At 69.4% G+C, this 20,555-nt stretch carries 22 protein-coding genes and 1 tRNA gene; 11 read left to right on the top strand and 12 right to left on the bottom strand.

The window, feature by feature from the left end; translation table 11 throughout:
• Positions 1-9 precede the first annotated feature (9 nt).
• The 3 genes from C468_RS10465 to ahaH all read right to left on the bottom strand — a co-directional run bounded on the left by C468_RS10465 (position 10) and on the right by ahaH (position 3,027).
• The gene (locus C468_RS10465) at positions 10-261 is read right to left on the bottom strand and encodes a hypothetical protein (RefSeq protein ID WP_004049078.1); all 252 of its coding nucleotides are present in this window, start codon (positions 259-261) and stop codon (positions 10-12) included.
• Positions 262-491: 230 nt separating this feature from the next.
• Positions 492-2,684 carry a V-type ATP synthase subunit I gene (locus C468_RS10470; RefSeq protein WP_080510631.1) on the bottom strand — a complete coding sequence of 731 codons (2,193 nt, stop codon included), beginning with the start codon at positions 2,682-2,684 and terminating at the stop codon, positions 492-494.
• Positions 2,671-3,027, bottom strand: a complete 357-nt coding sequence (gene ahaH, locus C468_RS10475; protein ID WP_008848858.1) for an ATP synthase archaeal subunit H — start codon at positions 3,025-3,027, stop codon at positions 2,671-2,673. The genes C468_RS10470 and ahaH overlap by 14 nt, the downstream gene beginning before the upstream one ends.
• A 156-nt stretch (positions 3,028-3,183) precedes the next feature.
• Between ahaH and C468_RS10480 the strand changes: the two genes are divergently transcribed.
• Complete coding sequence (locus C468_RS10480; protein WP_008848859.1) at positions 3,184-4,893, top strand: nucleotide-binding protein; 1,710 nt, start codon at positions 3,184-3,186, stop codon at positions 4,891-4,893.
• Positions 4,894-4,947: 54 nt separating this feature from the next.
• On the opposite strand, the gene C468_RS10485 is transcribed toward C468_RS10480, so the two are convergent.
• Positions 4,948-5,919, bottom strand: coding sequence for a transcriptional regulator (locus C468_RS10485; protein WP_008848860.1), 972 nt, complete (start codon positions 5,917-5,919; stop codon positions 4,948-4,950).
• 174 nt (positions 5,920-6,093) lie between these two features.
• Between C468_RS10485 and C468_RS10490 the strand changes: the two genes are divergently transcribed.
• Positions 6,094-7,533, top strand: a complete 1,440-nt coding sequence (locus C468_RS10490) for a tRNA(Ile)(2)-agmatinylcytidine synthase (protein WP_008848861.1) — start codon at positions 6,094-6,096, stop codon at positions 7,531-7,533.
• A gap of 42 nt (positions 7,534-7,575) precedes the next feature.
• Here the strand turns inward: C468_RS10490 and C468_RS10495 are convergent, their stop codons facing one another.
• Positions 7,576-8,880, bottom strand: a complete 1,305-nt coding sequence (locus tag C468_RS10495; RefSeq protein ID WP_008848862.1) for an outer membrane protein assembly factor BamB family protein — start codon at positions 8,878-8,880, stop codon at positions 7,576-7,578.
• A gap of 203 nt (positions 8,881-9,083) precedes the next feature.
• On the opposite strand from C468_RS10495, the gene C468_RS10500 reads away from it, so the two are divergent.
• The gene (locus C468_RS10500) at positions 9,084-9,449 is read left to right on the top strand and encodes a VOC family protein (protein ID WP_008848863.1); all 366 of its coding nucleotides are present in this window, start codon (positions 9,084-9,086) and stop codon (positions 9,447-9,449) included.
• A gap of 56 nt (positions 9,450-9,505) precedes the next feature.
• Here C468_RS10500 and C468_RS10505 read toward each other — a convergent pair whose 3' ends face one another.
• Together C468_RS10505 and C468_RS18640 are read right to left on the bottom strand one after the other, a co-directional pair.
• Positions 9,506-9,733, bottom strand: coding sequence for a DUF7543 family protein (locus C468_RS10505; protein WP_049912180.1), 228 nt, complete (start codon positions 9,731-9,733; stop codon positions 9,506-9,508).
• Positions 9,734-9,804: 71 nt separating this feature from the next.
• On the bottom strand, positions 9,805-9,948 hold the full coding sequence (locus C468_RS18640) for a hypothetical protein (protein WP_008848865.1): 144 nt from the start codon (positions 9,946-9,948) through the stop codon (positions 9,805-9,807).
• Positions 9,949-10,042: 94 nt separating this feature from the next.
• Here C468_RS18640 and C468_RS10510 point away from each other — a divergent pair, with 94 nt between their 5' ends.
• From C468_RS10510 to C468_RS10520, 3 genes are all read left to right on the top strand, one after another.
• Positions 10,043-11,179, top strand: a complete 1,137-nt coding sequence (locus C468_RS10510) for a M24 family metallopeptidase (protein ID WP_008848866.1) — start codon at positions 10,043-10,045, stop codon at positions 11,177-11,179.
• A gap of 135 nt (positions 11,180-11,314) precedes the next feature.
• Positions 11,315-11,611: a DUF5789 family protein gene (locus C468_RS10515; protein WP_008848867.1), complete on the top strand. Its 297-nt coding sequence runs from the start codon at positions 11,315-11,317 to the stop codon at positions 11,609-11,611.
• A 96-nt stretch (positions 11,612-11,707) separates the two neighbouring features.
• Positions 11,708-12,154 carry a DUF302 domain-containing protein gene (locus C468_RS10520; protein ID WP_008848868.1) on the top strand — a complete coding sequence of 149 codons (447 nt, stop codon included), beginning with the start codon at positions 11,708-11,710 and terminating at the stop codon, positions 12,152-12,154.
• A gap of 36 nt (positions 12,155-12,190) precedes the next feature.
• Here C468_RS10520 and C468_RS10525 read toward each other — a convergent pair whose 3' ends face one another.
• The 3 genes from C468_RS10525 to C468_RS10535 all read right to left on the bottom strand — a co-directional run bounded on the left by C468_RS10525 (position 12,191) and on the right by C468_RS10535 (position 15,226).
• Positions 12,191-13,258 (bottom strand): zinc-dependent alcohol dehydrogenase family protein, encoded by a 1,068-nt coding sequence (locus C468_RS10525; RefSeq protein ID WP_008848869.1) that lies wholly within the window; start codon positions 13,256-13,258, stop codon positions 12,191-12,193.
• Between the two features lie 206 nt (positions 13,259-13,464).
• The gene (locus tag C468_RS10530) at positions 13,465-14,685 is read right to left on the bottom strand and encodes a cation:proton antiporter (protein WP_008848870.1); all 1,221 of its coding nucleotides are present in this window, start codon (positions 14,683-14,685) and stop codon (positions 13,465-13,467) included.
• A 61-nt stretch (positions 14,686-14,746) separates the two neighbouring features.
• Positions 14,747-15,226: a cation:proton antiporter regulatory subunit gene (locus C468_RS10535; RefSeq protein WP_008848871.1), complete on the bottom strand. Its 480-nt coding sequence runs from the start codon at positions 15,224-15,226 to the stop codon at positions 14,747-14,749.
• 129 nt (positions 15,227-15,355) lie between these two features.
• On the opposite strand from C468_RS10535, the gene C468_RS10540 reads away from it, so the two are divergent.
• Complete coding sequence (locus C468_RS10540) at positions 15,356-15,664, top strand: DUF7562 family protein (RefSeq protein ID WP_008848872.1); 309 nt, start codon at positions 15,356-15,358, stop codon at positions 15,662-15,664.
• Between the two features lie 78 nt (positions 15,665-15,742).
• On the top strand, positions 15,743-17,044 hold the full coding sequence (locus C468_RS10545; protein ID WP_008848873.1) for a ribonuclease catalytic domain-containing protein: 1,302 nt from the start codon (positions 15,743-15,745) through the stop codon (positions 17,042-17,044).
• A gap of 152 nt (positions 17,045-17,196) precedes the next feature.
• Here C468_RS10545 and C468_RS19105 read toward each other — a convergent pair whose 3' ends face one another.
• A complete protein-coding gene (locus tag C468_RS19105; RefSeq protein WP_008848874.1) occupies positions 17,197-17,325 on the bottom strand; it encodes a hypothetical protein in 129 nt (42 codons plus the stop codon).
• A 415-nt stretch (positions 17,326-17,740) separates the two neighbouring features.
• Here C468_RS19105 and C468_RS10550 point away from each other — a divergent pair, with 415 nt between their 5' ends.
• A complete protein-coding gene (locus C468_RS10550; RefSeq protein WP_080510632.1) occupies positions 17,741-18,148 on the top strand; it encodes a type IV pilin in 408 nt (135 codons plus the stop codon).
• Between the two features lie 339 nt (positions 18,149-18,487).
• Here C468_RS10550 and C468_RS10555 read toward each other — a convergent pair.
• A tRNA-Ala gene (locus C468_RS10555) sits at positions 18,488-18,559 on the bottom strand.
• 291 nt (positions 18,560-18,850) lie between these two features.
• On the opposite strand from C468_RS10555, the gene C468_RS10560 reads away from it, so the two are divergent.
• Entirely contained in the window at positions 18,851-19,603 is a 753-nt protein-coding gene (locus tag C468_RS10560) for a DUF120 domain-containing protein (RefSeq protein ID WP_008848876.1), read from the top strand.
• The gene (ribB, locus tag C468_RS10565) at positions 19,603-20,322 is read left to right on the top strand and encodes a 3,4-dihydroxy-2-butanone-4-phosphate synthase (RefSeq protein WP_008848877.1); all 720 of its coding nucleotides are present in this window, start codon (positions 19,603-19,605) and stop codon (positions 20,320-20,322) included. The genes C468_RS10560 and ribB overlap by 1 nt, the downstream gene beginning before the upstream one ends.
• Positions 20,323-20,555: the final 233 nt, after the last annotated feature.

Raw genomic sequence — 20,555 nt, forward strand, 5'->3', positions numbered from 1 at the left:
GAGTGCCGCTTAGACGATGAAGACGACGACGAGCGCGAGGATGACGATCGTCTCGGGAAGGACAGTCAGGATGAGCCCGTTGACGAAGAGGTCGTCGTCCTCGGCCATCGCGCCGACGGCCGCCGAACCGATACCTCGCTCGGCGTAGCCCGCGCCGAGCGCCGCCAGCCCGACAGCGAGTGCTGCCGCGGCGTTGGCGTCAGTCAGCGTTCCACCGGCCTGCAGTGCGACGTTCCCGAGTTCGTTGGTAGCTTCAAGCATTGGTAGTAGTTGCGGTTGCTCGTCTCCGAACAGTTGCTAGTTGCCGCCACAGTGGTCATAAAGCTTCCCAAAACAACCGAATAGAGCGCCCCTGATTCGAAAGAGAGATACGACTGACAACGGTGATTCTCGCGCTCCGTGCGACGCCGGCGAGGCGATTCGCGGAGGCGGCCCCCGAAGGTGGACTCGGGGCGGACCGGACCGCGTCGGCGATTTTGCGTCCGTCGCGGTCAGTCGTCCTCGGCGGTGTACCGCCGGTCGTAGCCGAACGGCAGGTACGAGTCGCCGCCGCCCTCGTAGAAGTTCCCGAAGAACTCCACGTACTCGAGACGCACCGCCTGAATGCCGGCGGAGGTGACCCCGAGCGCGAGGACGACGATGTGCCCGACGACCGCGACGACGACACCCGCGACGAGAGCGAGGATGCCGACGATGGCGCTGGATTCGGGACTGTTGAACGCGGTCGTCATCCCCGCGAAGACCAGCTCGTAGTCGGCGGTGTTCTGGACCTCGGCGAGGTAGTCGGCGCTGAAGATGAAGTGGAAGCTCCCGTCTCCGCCGTCGTCAATGTACGCGCCGAACGCGAGCAGGTTCACGGCGAGCGCCATCCCGCCCTTCGCGAGCAGCACCGCCATGATCCGGGCGTACGAGATCACGTTGACGATCGGCGCGAGCACCTCGGCGAGCTCCGGCGGCTCACCGATCGCGAGCAGGACGATCCCGAGCACGATGGCCGCGATGGCGGCGTACCCGACCGCGACCGGGAAGCCGGCGAACGATACCGCGCCGAAGGTGAGGATGGAGAACGACTCGAACAGGAACTCCGGCTTCGGACCGGGGAGCTGCTGGCTGAAGATCCAGATCCACGCGCCGTTGAGGATCAGCAGCCACGAGCCGCCCTCGTACATCGCGTGTTTCAGGTCGTGCTGCTGGTAGTTGCTCACGAACGAGAGGACGTGCCCCACGTTCAGGTGAACGAGTCCGAACAGCACGCTGGCGACGAGGAACGACAGCGCCCAGTCGATGTCGGCGGGCGAGAGCCCCTTCCCGTCGACGGGCCAGTGGATATCGCCCGGCAGCAGCTGGTAGGCGTGGTAGCCGAACACGTCGATGCCGAAGTAGATGCCGAACAGGATCGTGAAGCCGCCGGCCCACAGCGCGACGGCGCCGAGTTCGCGGAACGTCCCGTCGTACCTGCTGTACAGGAAGGCGCCGATCGCGGCGTACAGCACGCCGTAGCCCACGTCGCCGATCATGAAGCCGAACATGAGCGGGAATGTGAGGAAGACCAGAAGCGTCGGGTCGAACTCCGAGTACTTCGGCCGCCCGAAGCCTCGCACGAGCACTTCGAAGGGGCCGGCCGCGCCCCCGTTGTCCTGGACGACCGGCGGGTCGTCGCTGCCGTGGGTCGCGTGGCCGCCGTCCGTGGCCGCCTCGCGCTCGCCGCCGCCGTCAGCGACCGCCTCGGTGTGGTGGTCGCCGTCGGGGGTGAACGACGCGCGCTCCAGCTCCTCGACCTCGGCGTGGTCGCCGACCGCGTCGGCGATAGCCGTCTGCAGGTCGGGGAACGTCTCGGTCGGGACCCACCCCTCGGCAATGAAGGCGTTCTCGGTGGTCGCGAAGGAGAGGGGCGCCTGCTTCTTCTCGGCCTCGATGGTGAGCCGCTCTTCGGCGCGCAGCAGGAAGCCGGCCGCCTCCTCCTTCACCGCCGCGAGCTCGGCCTGAACTTCGTCGAGGTCCTTCAGCAGTCCATCGCGTTCGCGCTCCAGCTCTGCGACGTAGTCGCTCGGGCTGGCGTCCGCGCCCGGCACCTCGAGCAGCGCGATGTCGACGCCCACGAGCGAGTCCTGCAGGACGCCCTCCTCGGCGCCCTCGGCGGGTCGCGCGAAGATCGCGACGACGTCGCCTCCGGCGAACACCTCGAACGCGTCGATTCCGTCCGCGTCGGCGAGCGCCGCCTCGACCGCATCCGGCTTCGCCTCGCCGACGACGACTTCGAGCGAGTCGTAGCCGCCGAGCAGGTCGAGCTCGATTCCCAGGTCCGCGAACGGCTCCATCCGCTCGATCTCCTCCTCGCGGTCGCGGATCTCGCCTTTCAGCTCGTCTTGGCGGTCGTTGAGCTCGTTGACGCGGTCGCGCACGTCGGCGAGCTCCGCCTCGAGTTCCTCGTCGTCGAGCGGGCGGGCCTCGTCGGCCTCGTCGCCCTCGACGTCGAGGATGCTCTCCAGCGAGCGGACCGTGACGAGTCGCTCGTTAACGGTCTCCGCGCCGTCGAGCGACTCGCCGGGCGCGAACCCCTCGTAGCGCTCGTCGTAGTCGGTGACGTGCAGGGAGTGGTGTTCGTACGTCGCCTCGATCACATCGTCGATGACGCGCTTCGAGCCCGTCACCGACACCTTGCTCATCCGCTCAGGCCTGAGCATCCACCGCCTCCTCGGCCTGTTGGTTCACCGCTTCTTCGAACCGTTCGACGGCGTAGTCGACGGCCGAGTCCACGCGGTCGCGGGCCTCGCGTTCGAGCTCGTCGCGGTCGGCACGACCCGATTCGAGGATCTCCTCGCGGCGTTCCTCGATCTCCTCGCGGGCCGCCGCCAGCCGGTCGTCGGCCTCGGAGTCCGCCTCTTCCTCGGCCTCCGCGCGGATCTCATCCGCGCGTTGTCGAGCCTCGGCGAGGCGCTCGTCGGCGTCCGATTCCGCCTTCGCGATGATCTCGTCCGCCTCCGTTTCAGCCTCTTTGATCCGGTCGAGCACCTCTGGTCTCGCCATGCTACTAATCGCCTGAAACTCCACAAGCGACGTATAAGGTGTTTGCGAAAGTGCGCGCGCGCTTCCGCCGATTCAGGCGGTCGACCGCGTCGAAACGCCGACGGGATCGCCCCGTCGCCGCCTACCTTTAAGTACCAGTCGCCGGACCCTCACCGTATGGCAACGGTGTATGCGGTCGCGTCGGCGAAAGGTGGGGTCGGCAAGACCACCACGACCGCGGCGGTGGCGACGCTCCTGGCCGACTCGGGCGCCGACGTCGTCGCGATCGACGCCGACCTCGGCATGGCGAACCTCGCAGAGGCCGCGGGCGTGGCCCCCGGCGGGATCACCCTCCACGACGTGCTGGCGGGGGCGGCCGATCCCCTCGACGCGGTCCACGAGGGACCGGCCGGTCTCCGCGTCGTCCCCGGGGCGGCGGACCTCGACGCGTACGCGGCGGCCGACCCATCCGGGCTCAGGGAGGTCGTCGGCGCGTTCGACGACGCGGACTACGTGTTCGTCGACGCCGGCGCGGGCCTCTCCCACGACTCCACGCTCCCGCTCGGGCTCGCGGACGAGACGCTGCTCGTCTCCACCGCCGAGCGGAGCGCCCTCGGCGACACCGAGAAGACCCGACAGCTGACCGAGCGCCTCGGCGGCTCCGTCGCGGGCGCCGCGATCACTCGCCTCGACCCCGCGACCGCCGCGGACGACGGCCCGATCGACGCGGTCGAGGGGACGCTCGACGCGCCCGTGATCGGACGGATCCCCGAGGACGACGCGGTGTTGCGCGCGGCGGAGTCGGCTCGGCCGCTCCCGCTCTTCGCCCCGGACTCCCCCGCGACCCGGGCGTACCGAGACCTGACGCGAGCGCTGACCGGCGCGGCGATCGACGGTCCCGGGCTCGCTGCCGGTGGGGTCGCAGAACCCGACCTCGCCGAACCCGAGGAGACCGACGCAGACGACCCGGACGCCGAGGAGACCGACGCAAGCGACGCGGACGCCGAGGAGACCGACGCAAGCGACGCGGACGCCGAGGAGACCGACGCAAGCGACGCGGACGCCGAGGAGACCGACGCGGAGACCGACTCCGGGGCGGAAGGCGAAGCCACCGACGGAGTTGGCGAGGCGGAGCGCGCCGCCGAGGGTGACGAGGCCGCGGCGGCCACCGCGGACGACGAGGCCGACACCGCGGACGACGAGGGTGACACCGCGGACGACGACACCGCGGACGACGAGACCGACGAGGACATCATCGTCGCGGACTCCGAGCGGGCCGGCCTCGGCGAGCCGGGCGACGAGGAGGACATCATCGTTGCCGCGGAGTCGGCCGTCGACGACGTCGAGGAGGCCGAGCCCGAAGCGTCGGCCGAAGACGCTCAGCCGACCGAATCGCCCGAGCCGACCGACGAGCCCACGACCGGCCCCGCGAGCGATTCGGAGGCGACCGAGACCGGCGCCGTCGCCGGCGACACGGAGACGGTCGGGGAGGACCACGTCGACGGCGACGACCTCGAAGCGATGATCGAGGACGACCTCGGCCCGGAGCAGTTCGACGACGAGGGTGGCTCGGCCGCCGAGTCGACCGTGGACGACGAGCCGGCGGCGGACGCGTCGGCGCCCGACGAGCCGGCGGCGGACGCGGAGCCTCCTGCGGAGCCGTCAGCGGACGACACGCCCGAGTCCGGCGGAGAGGCGACGACGGAGACGGACCCGGCGTCGAACGAGGCGGCCGAGGCCGACCCGGACGACGAGCTCGCCGGCAGCGTCCCGTTCCGCGACGACGACACCGGAACGATGAACACCGTCCTCTCGGAAGACGAGGCGGACGACGAGGAGGAGGAGGACAAAGACGGCGGCTTCTTCAGTCGGCTGCTCGGTCGCTAGCGGCGCTCTCAGGCTCGGCTCGGTCCGAGTACGGTCGAAGAACGATCCGGCCGGTCAGGCCTCCGACGGCGCCTTCGCCCGGTCGCGGATGAGCTCGCGGATGTCTTCCGGGTCGGAGATGTCGGCGAGCTCCTTGCAGGAGACGAGGGCGGTGCCGTCGACCGATTCGCGCTTCTCGTTCTCCTCGGTGAAGTACACCGAGCGGGTGCGCGCGACTTCCCCGATCGAGGACATGATCCGGGCGCGCTTCTCCGCGGCCGGCGTGAACGTCGAGTGGCCGGTGAGCACCCGCGTCACGGCGCTCCCCTCGTCCTCGGAGACCGCCTTGAACGGCGCGCGGGCGGTCGGGTGGACCGTGAAGCCCGCGTTCGTGAGCACGTGGAGGACGTGCTCGTCGTCGGGGTCGGTCTCGGGCGCCGACGGAGTGGGGTCGGCGTCGCGGACCTCGTCGGCTCCGTCGAGCACGTCGACCGGGCTGGAGAACGGCTCGTTGAACAGCTCCTCCAGCTGGATCGCCACCTCGATGGAGGCGTTCATCCCGTCCTCGTACTTCGAGACGGTGCGCCGTGAGACGCCGAGCTCGGTGGCGAGGCGGCCGAGCGACCAGCCGCGCTCCTCGCGCTCGTCGGCGAGCAGGTCGCCGTCGAGGCTGACGTAGAGCCCGCCGGGGGCCGCGTAGATGAGCGGCGGCATCCCCTCGACGAACAGGTCGTACCCCGTGTCGGGGTTGATCACCGGGACGCCGTGCCGGAAGTAGACGACTCCGGGCTTCAGCTCCTCGTCGCGGGTCCGGACCCCGATCACCATCGGCGTCGCCTGCAGGTACTCGCCGAGCCGGCGCATCTCCGCGCCCGTCTCCGCGTCGAGCGCGTCGACGTTCCCGAGGATCTTCAAAAGGACGAGGTCCTCGTCGCGCCGGGCCGCCACGTCGAAGCTCTTGGGCCGGACCGCACACCGGTCGCTGACGAGGAAGCCCGCGTCCTCCAGCATCGCGGTGACGTTTTCGATCAGCGCAGTCCGGGACATGGTCGAGATAAGCGGCTCGCCGTATATATGCGTTGTGTCAGTCGTATACGCTCGAAATCGCCGCCCGCCTGCGATTTTCCCGATCGGGGTGCCGGTGCAGTTATATACGGCTTCGCGAGGGCCGGCGTCGCCCCCGCCCGAAACCGGTTAGTCCGCGAGCGCGAAAGGGCGGGTATGCCCATCGTCGCCGTCGACGACACCGACTCCCGCGAGCGCGGGATGTGCACGACGTACGTCGGCGCGCGGCTGGCCGAGCGGCTCGGCGCGGCCGGCGGCCGCGTCCGCCGTCGGCTCCTCGTCCGACTCAACCCCGCGGTGAAACACAAGACGCGAGGCAACGCCGCGGTCGCGCTCCACGTCTCCGGCGTCGGCGCCGAGGCGGCGTTCGACCTCGCCGCGGAGACCGTCCGGAAGTTCGCCGCGGCCGACGACCCGCGAACCTCGCCCGGCGTCGTCGTCGCCGACCTCGACGTGGCCGACCTCGACATGGCCGACCTCGACGCGGCCGGTGACTCCCTCGAGCCAAGCGCTGTGACGATCCCCCCCGCCGTGGCCGATTTCGCCTGCCGCGCGCTCCGGCACCGCCTCTCGCTCGACGAGGCGCTCGAACTGGCGGACGAGCACGGGTTCCGCCACGCTGCGTTCGGATCCGGCGGGGAGGCCGAGGCGGACGCGGTCGCGGGACGCGGGCGGATCGGCGCGCTCGCGGCGGTCGGCGCCCCCGCCGCGTTCGACGACTGGACCGTCGAGCGGATCTCCTACCGCGAGCTGGACCGCTGCGGCACGCCCCGCGACGTCGACGTCGAGAGCGTGTTCGCGGCCGCCGACCGGGGGTACCCGACCGTCTGGGACACCGTCGACCGCGGGACCGGCGAGGCGGTCTGCGTCCCGAACGCTCCCGGCCCGATCCTCCACGGGATCCGCGGCGACGACGCCGGCGCGTGCCGCGAGGTCGCCGAGGCGATCGCCGCCGAGCCGGTCGAGCGCGCCGCGACGTTCCTGACGAACCAGGGGACCGACGCGCACCTCGCCCCCGGTGCGATCGGCGACCTCCGCGACGGCGCGGGGTACCGCGTCCCCGGCGTCGTCGCGAGCGAGCCGGAGACGAAACGCGGGGGGCACGTCCACGTCGACGTGGCGGCCCCGACCGACTCGACGCCGGACGCCGACCGTTCTCCCCGCCTCCGCTGCGTCGCGTTCAACCCGACCGGCCGATTTCGAGACCGGGTGCGCGCCCTCCGACCCGGCGACCGGGTGACGGTGTGCGGCGAGCACGAGGTCCGGACCGCCGAGGGCGACAGCGGAGGAACCGGGGGCAACGGTAATCCGACGACGGACACGCTGAAACTGGAGAAGTTCGCCGTGCGCGACCTCGTCGAGACGGAGCCCGTCGTGCCGACGTGCCCGGACTGCGGGCGGTCGATGTCCTCGGCGGGCCGGGATCAGGGGTACCGCTGTCGGGACTGCGGCACCGACGCGCCCGGGAAGGTCGAGGAGGCGATCGACCGCGAGGTAGCCCTCGGCTGGTACGAGGTCCCGCCGAGCGCCCGGCGCCACGTCGCGAAGCCGCTGGTTCGCGGCGGCTTCGACGGGCCGACCCATCCGGAGCGGTGAGGGGCGGCGGTCAGCGCGGTCGCGCCGACAGCGGGGGTCCCGTCACTCGCTCGCGACCAGCTTGTAACACATCCCGGGCTCGTCGGAGCCCTCCGGGGCGCGCTCCGCGTAGTAGATCGCGTCGTCGGTCACGAACGGCGCGCTGGTCACGTCGCCGCGCCCCCCGGCGGTCCAGGTGACCGACCCGTCGTCGCGGTCGAGCGCGTACAGCTTCGCGTCGTACGAGCCGACGAGCACGTGGTCGTTCGTGGCCACCGCGCTCCCAGTGATCCAGCCGCCCGTCGGGGTCGACCACAGCTTCTCGCCGGTCTCGAGGTCGATCGCGTAGGCGTTGCTGTCGTGGCTCCCCACGTACACCTCCCCGTCGTGGACCGCCGGGGCGCACATGACGCCGCCCGTGCTTCCCGGGTCGGGATCGTCCTTCGAGGTCTCGCCGCCCTCGGTCTCGAACTCCCACAGCTTCGAGCCGTCCTCGACGTCGAGCCCCGTGACGGTCCCCGCCCACGAGGGGACGACCGCGATCCCCTCGCTGATCGCGAGCGGGAGCTTCACGTCGCCGCCGGTGTCGTAGGCCCACTCGCGCTCCAGCTCCGGGAACGACCACGCGTAGCAGTGGCCGTCGTTCGAGCCGAAGATGAGGCGGCCGTGCTCGCGGTCGATCGCGACCGTCGAGTGCGGGTGGTCGGTGGGTCGCCTGTCGCGCTCGTCGATCTCGCCGCTCTCCGCGTCCATCTTGACGAAGCTCCCGTTCGGGGGCGCGTGCTCGACCGCGACGTAGAGCTTCCCGTCGAGGTAGGTCGGGCTGGCGGCGGCCGAGCCGCCCACCTTGTTCTGCCACAGGATCTCGCCGTCGTCGAGCGCCAGCGCCGAGACCACGCCGTCGTAGGTGCCGACGTACAGGCTCCCGTCCGCGATCGCCGGGGTCCCGTGGCTGCCCCGGTCGTCGTCGCTGATCGAGGTCGCCCAGTTCACCGACCCGTCCGGCGCGATCGACTGCACCCGACCGGTGTCGTCGGCGAGCACGACCGCGCCGTTCGGCGCCTCGATCGGGCTCCCCTTCGAGGCCGAGTGGTCGCCGCGGTTCGCCGGCAGCTCCCAGGCGGTCTCGACGGCCTCGGGGATCGCCGCGTCGACGTACCCGGTGTTCCGGAGCCCCTGGCGGAACTGCGTCTTCACCCCGTCGTCGGGGCCCGTCGTCGGGCGGTCGCTGCTGTCTCCGGAGCCGCCGTTCCCGGAGGTGTCGTCCTCGGCCGGTCCGCCGGCGTCGAAGGCGGAGCAGCCGGCGAGCCCCGCGGCGCTCGCGGCCCCGAGGGCCCGGAGCCAGTCGCGGCGCGTTCGTTCGGTCATGGTGGCCCATACCCCAGCGGGAATAAAAAGCCACGTTCCTCGGCGGCGCTCTTCGGGAGACGCTGGACCGAGACACCGGACCGAGACGCTGGACCGAGACACCGGACCGAGACGCTGGACCGAGACACCGGACCGAGACGCTGGACCGAGATGCCGGGACGCCGCCCGGTGTCGTGAAGTACCTCGTGCCCGTTTTCGGAGCCATGTCCGGAATCGTCTTCCACGCGACGGAGCGGCACGACGCGGTCGTCGAGTTCTACCGCGAGACGATGGGCGCCGCGGTGCGGCTCGAACAGCCCGACTGCACGATCTTGGGGTACGACAACATGCTGTTCGGGTTCTGCGAGCGCGACCGCACCGACGACTGCGGGACGCTCACGTTCGTGTACCCGGACCGCGAGGCGGTCGACGAGGCCCGCGAGCGGCTCGCCGAGGCGCCCGGCGCCCGCGCCGTCGAGGCGCCGCGCGAGAACGAGCGCTACGACATTTACCAGTTCTTCGCCGAGGACCCCGACGGCCGGACGATCGAGTGTCAGGCGTTCCTCGACGACGCGGTGTCGCTCCCTTGAGCGCCGGCCCGGGCCCGGTCGCGGGGTCGTCGTCGTGGACCAGTCGGCGCTGCCGATCAGTCGATGTTGCGCTCCTCGCGCCACGCGGCCGCGCGGTCGAGCGCGGCCTCGCGCTCGTCGAACCGCTCGCGCTCGTAGGCCGACTCGTCGTCGGCCTGCTCCATCACGTCGAGGCGGGCGACGAACCCGCCGTCGCCGCGCTCGCGGACCCGGACCGTCGCGTAGCCGTCGGAGCGCTCCCACTCGGTGATCACGTCGTCTTCGCGTCCCAGTGACCAAGCCATACCGGAGAGGGCGGGCGGCCGAGGCTAAAACGGCGCGGTTCGTGTCCGGCGAGGGGAGCGCGCCGCTCCGGTCACTCCCCGTCGGCTCCGGGTGCCGTCGCGTGCGAGCAGACCGGACAGACGGCGTAGCCGAGGGCGTCGTACGGCACCGACGCCGAGGGAGCGGTCACGCCGCACTGGGGACAGTCGAACGTCGACCCCTTCTGGATGCTCATACCCGCTCGTGGGCCGCTTCGCATATCGTTATGAGCCGCTTGCCGCCCCTCAACGCATCCCTACTTATAAGCGACCGCCGGTCCGAATGCGACCGTGACAGAAGACGTCCACGCGGAACGGCGCGAGCGCGCCGCGGCGCGACTCCGGGAGACCGGCGCCGACGGGCTCGTCTGCTTCCCCAGTCGGAACCTCCAGTACCTCACCGGCTTCGCCGAGGAGCCGGCCGAGCGGCACCTCCTGCTCGTCGTCCCGGCGGGTGACCGCGCGACGGACGGGGCCTCCGTCCCCGAACCGGCGTTCCTCGTCCCGGCCCTCTACGAGACGCAGGTCCGGGAGGAGACCACCGTCGGCGCAGTGCGAACGTGGGCCGACGGCGACGACCCGACCGCGGCCGCCCGGGAGCTGCTCGGCGACCTCGGGCTCCGCGGGGGGCGCCTCCTCGTCGACGACACGATGTGGGCGACGTTCACGCAGGACCTCCGGACCGCGGCGCCGGGCGCCGAGTGGGGGCTCGCGAGCGAGGCGCTCGCGGACCTCCGGGTGCGGAAGGACGAGGCGGAGCTGGACGCGATGCGCGCGGCCGCGGCGGCCGCCGACGAGACGGTCCGGGACCTCCGCGACCTCGGCGCGGACGCGATCGGGATGACCGAGCGCGACCTCGCCGACCGGATAGCGGACCGGCTGGCCGCTCACGGCGGCGCGGGGACTTCCTTCGAGACGATCGTCGGTGCGGGGCCGAACGGGGCGAAGCCCCACCACGGCTGCGGCGACCGCGAGATCCGGGCGGGCGAGCCCGTCGTGCTCGACTTCGGCACGCGGGTCGACGGGTACCCCTCCGACCAGACGCGGACGCTCGTGTTCGACGGCGACCCGCCAGCCGAGTACGAGCGCGTTCACGAGGTCGTTCGGGAGGCGCAGGCCGCCGCGGTCGAGGCGGTCGAGCCGGGCGTCCCCGCCGAGGCGATCGACCGGGCCGCCCGCGAGGTCATCGAGGACGCCGGGTACGGGGACGCGTTCGTCCACCGCACCGGCCACGGGGTGGGGCTCGACGTCCACGAGGAGCCGTACGTCGTGGCCGGCAACGACCGGGAGCTGGAGCCGGGAATGGTCTTCTCGGTGGAGCCGGGGATCTACCTCGACGGCCGGTTCGGCTGTCGGATCGAGGACCTCGTCGTCGTGACCGAGGACGGGTGCGAGCGGCTGAACGACACCGACCGCGGGTGGCGCTGAGCGGAGTCGAGGGGAGTCGGTTCCCGCTGGGCGTCGGTTCCCGCTGGGCGTCGGTTCCCGCTGGGCGTCGTCGCGCCGCTCCGGCTCTTGGCTCGCATCGAAACCATTAGTGTCGCCGGAGCGAAAGCGCGGGGTATGAGCGACACCGACGAGGCCGAGGCGGAGGAGGCGGAGGAGCCGGCCGTCGAGCTGGGCGAGGGGCCGGACGTGGCGGGCGAGCCGATCGCCCGCGTCGCGTCCCGGCTCACGTGGCCCGCGAAGCGCAGCGACCTGCGCGCTCAGGAGGGCGACGCGACGATCCGCACCCCGGAGGGCCCCCGCGACCTCGACGACGTGCTCGCGGACTCCGAGGTCCCGCTGTTCGAGAGCCGGAGCGAGTTCGTGACCGAGGTCGAGGAGGTCGTCGGACGCGGCCCGGTCGCGACCGAGTAGCCGGTCCCGCTCCGCTTTCGTTCCCCTCCCGGATCCGCTTCCGTTTCGCCGCTCCGCCGCCGCGGGCTTTTTGTCCGGGCGCCTCGGAGTCGAGCTATGTCGATCCCGTTCGATCCGCACGAACTCGACCCCGAGGAGTACGGCGAGACGCAGACGACGCTGGAAACCGACCACGAGTCGGCGATCGAGCGCGTCCGCGAGGTGTGTCTCGACGCGGGCTTCGGGATCCCGGTGGAGTTCTCACCGTCCGACATGCTCAACGAGAAGGTCGACGCCGGCCGCGACCCGTACTACGTCCTCGGCGCCTGCAACCCCGCCGTGGCCGACCGCGCGCTCGACGCGACGGACGGACGGATCGGCGGCCTGTTCCCCTGTAACATGGTGATCTGGGAGGCGGCGCCCGGCGAGCAGGTCGTCTACCACATCTCGATCATGAAGACCGCGCGGCTCCTCGGGCTCCCGACCGACGACGAGGAGATGGACGCGATCATCGCCGACACCGGCGAGATGGTCGACGCCGTGTTCGCGGAGCTGGATGAGTAGCGCTCTCGGAGCCGAAACCGTTTGAGAGCGCGGGATTCAACTGCTGAAGTCGTTACAAACAGGAATCCCGAGCGTGTTGTAATCGCTCATTGCCGCCAGTTCGTCGGGCACTGAGTGGATGTCGATCGTCTTGTCGACCAACGCCGTCGGATCCAGCTTCCCGGAACTGATCATGTCCAGCATCTCGCTGTATCGGGACGGTTGGAGCCCTAACGACCCCTTGAAATCGATCTCTTTCGCGACGAACTCGTCCGTCGGGAGCGACACCATTCCCTCTTCTTCGGACGTCGTCAGCCCGATCTGCACGTGTGTGCCCCCTTTTCGGAGGCTGTTGACCGCGTTTCGACAGGTCGTTGCGATGCCGAGTGCGTCTGCTGAGACATCCGCACCGCCGTTCGTGATGTCGCGCACTTCGGAGGCGGGGTCGTCGACCTCCGCGGCGTTGACGGTGGCGACGGCACCGAGCTCCTCGGCTTTCGTTAGTTTGTTGTCCATCAAGTCGACGCCGATGACGTTGGCGCCGAGCGCGTTGGCGATGTGGATTGCCGAGAGGCCGATTCCGCCGCAGCCGTGGATGACGACATCGTCCCCTGCGCTAACGGGCGCCCTGTGTGCCATCGCGTGGAACGAGGTCATAAACCGGCAGCCGCAGCCGGCAGCCGCCTCCGCATCGATATCATCAGGCAGCGGCACCGCGTTGATGTCTGCGTTGGGGATGTGGACCTCCTCAGCGAACGCTCCCGGTGCCTCGTTCATGAAGCCGAGGCCGACGTGGTTCTCACAGATATTCTCCCGCCCGTTCCGACACATGTCACAGTCGCCGCAGGCGAAGTTGAACGGGATCGCAATCTCCTGTCCCTCTTCGACGTTCTCGACCTCGTCGCCGACAGCGACGATGCGTCCTGTCGGTTCGTGACCGAGGACGTGCGGCGGGTCAGGGCGGTATCCGAACCAGTCCCAATCTCCCTGCCAGCAGTGCCAGTCCGATCGGCACACACCACAGCCGATCACTTCGGCGACGGCTCCGTCGGGTTCCGGTTCGGGACGCTCAACGTCTTGTACCTCCAGCGGTTCCTGAAACTCCTCGAGTAGCACGGCTTGCATCACGTTAGCACGATTGGTGAGTTAGACATTAAAATTAATTATATATAGTATACAAAGATATACTCTTCATGTCATATTTCTCATATCCCGAAGTGTGTGGCAGGGCGGCCGTCGTTCACGGCCCTGATTCACGGACGAAAAGAGGCGTCAGGCACCGTCGACGGCGGAACGTCTCGGGACGGAGAGAGCCGACCCGCTTCGTTCGGTCACTCCGACGACAGCGGTCGATCCAGCCACGAGATCGCGACCGACTCGAACGGCTCCGAGTACTGCATCAGCGTCGTCCCGAGGATCGCCATCACGAGGACGTAGCCGACGGCGAATGCGTTGATCCTCGCCGCGAGCGCCGGGTCGAACGCGCCGGCCTGACCCGCAGTCACCGCGATCGTCGCGATGATCAGCGAGAACTCCCCGCGGGTGGTCATCCCGAGCGCGACGCGGGTCGACCGGCGGGTGTCCAGGTCGAACGCGCGCCCCGCGAGGAAGCCGGTCACGAGCTTCGTCGGGGTCGTCACGACCACGGCGAGCGCGATCAGCGCCGCCACCCCGCCGAACAGCAGCGGGTCGGTGACGAGCCCGATCCAGAAGAAGAACACCGCGGCGAACGTGTCGCGGACGGGTTCGAGCAGCGCCTCGATCTCGTGGTTGTACTCCGTCGAGGCGAACGCCATCCCGACGAAGAAGGCCGCGACCGCCTCGCTGACGCCGAGCGCGAGCGCCGCGCCAGCGATCAGCACCACGGTCGCGATCGACCGGAGCGCGACGAACTCCCGGTTGTCCGTCTCGACGAGCCGGGAGAAGGCGGGCGTGCCGAACCACACGAGCGCCAGGAGCCCGAGGATGAACCCGATCGCGATCCCGATGTCGACGGCTGCGGCCCCAATGTCTCCGCCGCCGAGCGCGATCGCGGACGCGACCGCGAGGTACACCGCGATGAACAGGTCCTCGTAGACGAGGGTGCCGAGCAGCGGCTCCGCCTCGTCGTTGGCGATCCAGCCGAGGTCGATGAGCGACTTCGTGATCACCGCCGACGAGGAGATGTACACGATGCCGGCGACCAGGAACGCCGGCAGGAACGCGCCGAAGACGAGCCACCCGAGGACGAGCCCGACACCGAAGTTCGCGAGGTCGATCGTCCCGGCGGTGCCGATCTGCGTCCGGCGGGCGAGCAGGCGGTCGAGGTTGAACTCCAGCCCGAGGAAAAACAGGAGGAAGACGATCCCGAGCTCCGCGCCGAGCGCGATGAACTCCGTCTCGGGGACGTAGGCGGTTCCCCAAACCGGCAGCGCGACCCGGCCGAGCACGAACTCGCCGAGGGCCATCCCCGCGACGATATAAAAGGGGATCACGGACTGGCCGAGGCGGTCCGCGAGCGCGCCGGCGACCGCGACCGCGGCGAACATGACGCCGACATCGAGCAGCGCCACTACCGGTCACCTCTGAGACGACCGGCCGGCGCGGTCGAGTCGGCGGCGTCTGACCGGCCGCTCATCCGGCCAGGATCTCCTCGAACGCCTCGCAGTCCTCCGGCGTTCCGACTCCGATCAGGGTGTCGCCCTCGCGCAGAGTGGCCTCGGCGCCGGGGCTGTCGATCACCTCGTCGTCGCGCTGGATCGCGACGACGGTGAGCCCGGTCCGGTTCCCGATGTCGGCGCTCTCCAGCGTCTCGCCGACGAGCGGGGAGCCCGGGGGGAGCTCGTACCACTCCAGGAGGATGCCGCCCGGCAGCGTCGTCTCCTGGGTGTCCGGCTCGACCGGCTGGAAGTACGCGCCCTCGATGATCGACCCGATCGTCCGGGCGAGGTCGTCGCCGAACTCGAACACCTTCTCGGAGTCGGCGCCCGGATTTGGCCGGCGGAACACCTCGCGTTTCCCAGTGTTGTGGATGACGACGACCATCTCGCCGTCTCGGAGTTCGATCTCGAACTTCTTCCCGACGCCCGGAAGGTCGGATTCCCTGATCGGCATATCGGAGGCAAACGGGGCGACCGTCTTAGTAGTGTAGCTCGCCGGGGACGGATCGGCCCCGAGGCGGCCCGTCCGACGGGCGTCTGCCGCGTACCAAACGCTAAGTACGCCCGGTCCGAGGTGAGAGACATGTGGCGCTCCCGGAAAAGCCGGGACCGGCGGACGGTGATCTGCATCGCCTGTGGCGACTCCGTGCTGCGCGAGGACGCGCGCGAGTACGACAAGGAGGGCGACCGCTGGAACCGGCGCGACAAGGAGTTCGAGTACCTCTGTACCGACTGCGACGACGAGATCTGTCACCAGCCGCGCGACGGGCTCGAATCGCTGATCCTCTCGATCGAGTCGGACGGGCTCTCTCGCGAGGAGTTCCTCGACCGCTACGCCGAGGCCGTCGCCGACGCCGGCGGGTCGCCCGGCCGTTCCGAGCGCGACCGGTAACGGTCGAGCGTCGTCGTCGACCGTCGCCGTCCCCCGCTCCCCGACAGGCCTTTCTAACGGACCCGCGTTGGTCACCGTATGTCAGACGACGAGCCGAAACCGGGGTCCGCGGAGGACCAGGGTCCCGTGACGATCACGCCGGATCTGGCCGACACCCTCGCCGAGAAGCGGACGGAGCTGTTCGAGGAGTTCGAGATCCGCGACGAGTTCCCGAGCGAGGTCCTCCGTGAGGCCGAGGCCCGGACCGAGGACGTGTACGAGGAGATCGAGGCCGAGATCGACGAGCGGGAGGACCTCCGCGACCTGACCACGTGGACCACCGACCCGATCGACGCGCAGGACTTCGACGACGCGATCTCCATCAAGCGCGAGGAGGGCGCCTACCGGCTGTGGGTCCACATCGCCGACGTGACCCACTACGTCACCCCCGACACCGCGATGTGGGAGGAGGCGGTCCAGCGGTCGAACACCGTCTACCTGCCCGACTACACGATCCACATGCTCCCGCCGGTGCTCGCCGAGACCGTCTGCTCGCTCGTCCCGAACGAGGACCGGCTCGCGCACACCGTCGAGATGGAGATCGACGACGAGACGCTCTCATTCGAGAACATCGATATCTACAAGTCCGTCATCAACTCCGACGAGCGACTCACGTACAACGAGTGCGAGGAGCGGCTCGAGGACCCCTCGCTCCCCCTCGGCGAGGAGAACGAACTCGCCTTCGAGCTCGCCGATCGGATGCACGAACAGCGCAAGGAGGACGGCTCCCTCGTGTTGAACCCCCGGAGAGACCGCGCGCACACCATCATCGAGGAGTCGATGCTGAAAGCGAACAAGGCGGTCACGCACACGCTGATGTGGGACCGCGGCGTCGAGGCGATGTACCGCGTCCACCCGCAGCCGACCCCCGATCAGTGGAACCAGGCGTTAAAAGAGATCCAGGAGCTCGACTCCGTCTCCATCCCCGGCGACGCGTGGGGCGACGACCCGCGTAAGGCGGTCAACGCCGCCTTAGAGGAGTCGCCCGGCCGCCAGCTCAACAAGATCCAGCGCGCCGTGCTGAAGGTGATGCCCCGCGCGAAGTACATGAACGACCCGTTCGGCGGCCACCACGCGCTCAACTTCGACATCTACGGCCACTTCACCTCGCCGATCCGCCGCCTTTCGGACACGATCAACCACTGGATCGTCCACGAGAACGACGTGCCGGAGAACCTCGTCGAGCTGTGCGACCACGCCAGCGACAAGCAGAAGGACGGCGAGACCGCGGAGCGGCTCTACAAGCAGTTCCTCCAAGAGGTCGGCCTCGACCCCCACGCGGTCAACAACCGCGGCGTCGAGGTCGTCGAGGACCCCGACGAAGCGAAGCACACGGCCTGAAACGCGGCAGCTTGCACTCTCTGCGCACCGATCTCTTCTCCTGTCCCGCTTCTCGCGTCCCTCGCTTCCCGTTCGCGCCCGCTCGCCGTTTCTCTGAACCGATGTCTCGTCGATTTCGGGCGCGCGATCGCGGGATCGCCCGTCGATTCGTCCTACAACGACGCCGTGAACAGCAGCAGCGCGACGGCGACGAGGGAGACGAGGATGATCCACCCGACCATGATGATCCCCATCTGGCGATGCGTGAGGTTCTGGCCCTCAAGAATGTCGGAGATGCCCATACGACGCCAAACTGACTCGGAATATATAAGCGGTCTGGGTCGCGGTACGGCGTCCGTCCGCGCCGGTACGCCGTCTCGCCGCGTCGTCACGCCGTTTGGCCGCGTCGTCACGCCGTTTGGCCGCATCGCCGTACCGCCTCGCAGAGAAACCGAGAGCCAGAGCGACCGCGCGGCGCCGAGGTGCGCTCACCCGGCTCGCTGGGCCGCGGACTTGCGGTCATTTTGTCAATCGGCCAACCAGACCTCGTTCGTTCAATTTTCGTCCCTGATATTCATGCCATTAAGTACATAAGCGAGGTCCGCATCGCTTCAGCTAACCAGCAACCGATCGGAACGCGCGTGGGGGGTCCGCGGCGTCGTCGACGGCGCGCGGACTCACTCCTCACGTTCCTCGGTGGGCCGCTGGGTTCAACTCATGAAACCAAGCAACCAGTCCAACGCAGACGACCGTGCAGTGAGCCCCGTTATCGGGGTTATCCTGATGGTCGCAATCACTGTCATTCTGGCCTCCGTCATCGGGACGTTCGTGCTCGGGCTCGGCGATCAGCTCGGAGACACCGCGCCGCAGGCGTCGTTTACTGTCGACGGGAATTCCTCGGATAACATCACCGTCGTCAAAACCGGCGGCGAACCGATCGAAGGCGCTGACCTCGTCGTCTCGGTCGACGGTGAGAGAGGCGAGGCATTCGACAGCGGTGCTTGGGAGAGCGGGCAAAAAAAGAACGCTACCATTACCGGCCTTAGCCCCGGCGAAAACAGCGTCGTCCGGATCATCCACGATCCCAGCGGAAACACGATCTACGAAGAAACGTACGACTTCTAATCCTGCGTTTTCTTTTGAGAATTTCTTCAAACCTGTTTTCTAATACCATACCCGCTCTAACAGCGGTATTGCCATTGACTCGCGGGGATTTGAACCAGAGCCAGACGTGCTCGCTCACTGCTCACGGCTCCGCCGCTCGCTTATCGAGGTGATCGCTTCGCTCGCACCGTTCGCTGTGCGCGACTGGCAGGGTTCAAACCTCGCTCGTTGCAGGGTTGCGCCGCTCGCGGTGTTGCTCGCGGCGCAAAAACATGGACTCGCGGGGGTCTCGCGAGTGAACGCAGTGAGCGAGTGGGACCACGCGAGGGAACGACTAAGCGAACGAAGTGAGCGAAGGAGTGGACTCGCGGGGATTTGAACCCCGGGCCTCTTCCTTGCGAAGGAAGCGATCTGCCGCTGATCTACGAGCCCGCACCCGAAACCAATCGCCGTTCGTATTTGTACCTTACCTTTCGACGACCTGCACGCGGGTGAGTCTCACCCCTCGCCGCCGACCGCCGCGCCGTTGGAGCCTCCCGCTCGACGCCGTCACAGCTCGCGACGAGGACCGCCGATACCGACGGGATTAGGTACCGGGGTCACCGAGTTTCGGTTGACGAAACAGCTCGCCGACGCGCGGATCCCACTGCAAACGCTGTTAACGTTTTTGGGATGCATCTCATTTCCGTTACTCTTTTGCGTGCGGACGACGCAGATCTGATCATGGCAGAAGCGACGTCGACGGCGGACCCCGACCCGGCCGCTATCGCGGCCCTGAAACACGTCGGGCTCGTCGGCGGCCTGACCGAGACGAAGGTGTCGTGCGCGGCGCTCGGCGACCGGCTCGACGCCTCGACGCAGACCGCCTCTCGGCGGCTCCAGAGCCTCGAATCGGCGGGGTACATCGAGCGCGACGTGGTCGGCGACGGGCAGTGGGTGCGCGTCACCGACGAGGGCGAGGCGGCGCTCCGCGCCGAGTACGCCGACTACCGCCGGCTGTTCGAGACCGACGTGGAGCTCGTGCTCCGCGGCGCGGTCACCGGGGGAATGGGTGAGGGACGCCACTACATCACCCTCCCCGGCTACGCCGAGCAGTTCCGGTCCCGGCTGGGCTACGAGCCGTTCCCGGGGACGCTCAACGTCGACCTCTCGGAGGAGAGCGTTCGCCGGCGCGGCGAGATGGCCGGTATCGACGCGGTCCCGATCGACGCGTGGGAGGGCGAGGACCGGACCTACGGCGCGGCCTCGTGTTATGGCGTCACGATCGTCGCGGGCGACGACCGGTATGAGGAGGTCCACGCGATCGTCCCGGACCGAACCCACCACGACGACGACCAGTTCGAACTGATCGCTCCCGATCGGCTCCGCGACGCGCTCGACCTCGACGACGGGGACGCCGTCGAGGTCCGCGTGGCCGCCACGAGCCGGGCGGACGCGCCCGAGAACGAGGCGGAGCTGGAGACGGAGGTCGCCTGATGCGCGCCGACGCCGACGCCGAGGGCGACGCCGCCGGGTCCGCACCGGACGCGGCGGCCGACCCGGTCGAGTGCGCGCTCGACGCGTTCCGCGCGGGCGACCCCGTGTGCGTCCACGACTTCGCGGACCGCGAGGGGGAGACGGACATCGTCTACCCGGCCGGCGCCGTCGACGAGGCGGCCGTCGCCCACATGCGCAACGACGCGGGCGGGCTGATCTGCGTGGCCGTGAGCGACGCGGTCGGCGACTCGTTCGACTTACCGTTCCTCGCGGACGCGCTCGACCACCCCGCGGTCGACGACGACCCCGAGTACGACGACCGGTCGTCGTTCTCGCTCCCCGTGAACCACCGCGAGACGTTCACCGGGATCACCGACGAGGACCGCGCTCGGACCATCGTCGAACTGGCGAGCGCGGCGGCCGCCGTCGACGCCGACCCCGCGGGGTACGGCCCCGAGGACTTCGCCGCGGAGTTCCGCGCGCCCGGTCACGTCCACGTGCTGCGGGGCGCTCGGGACGGCTTGGGCGGCCGGACCGGCCACACGGAACTCGGGCTCGCGATGGCTGAGGCGGTCGACGCCGCCCCAGCCGCCGTCGTCTGCGAGATGCTCGACGACGAGACGGGCGCCGCGCTCTCGCCCGAGGACGCCGAGGCGTACGCCCGCCGGCGCGGGATCCCCTACGTCGAGGGGGCCGCGCTCGTCGAGGCGTTTAAATAACGAACTACGGTGCTGTCGGCGCGCGCCGCCGAACGGCCGCCTCCGGCGGCCGTGAGGTGCGCGTGCGAGGGAGTCGCTGGTGCCCGAAGCGAAGCGGAGGGTGCCAGCGACGAGGCTGGGGAGGCGTGAGGTGCGGTGCTGTGCGGTGCGCGGCGGGACTCAAAGGGGCAGTCGCGAGGACAGCGCACGCTCGCTGCGCTGTCCTCGCGACTGGGGCTTTGGAAGTGTTCTCC

The sequence above is a fragment of the Halorubrum kocurii JCM 14978 genome (assembly GCF_000337355.1).
In the GTDB taxonomy this organism is placed as follows: Archaea; Halobacteriota; Halobacteria; order Halobacteriales; family Haloferacaceae; genus Halorubrum; species Halorubrum kocurii.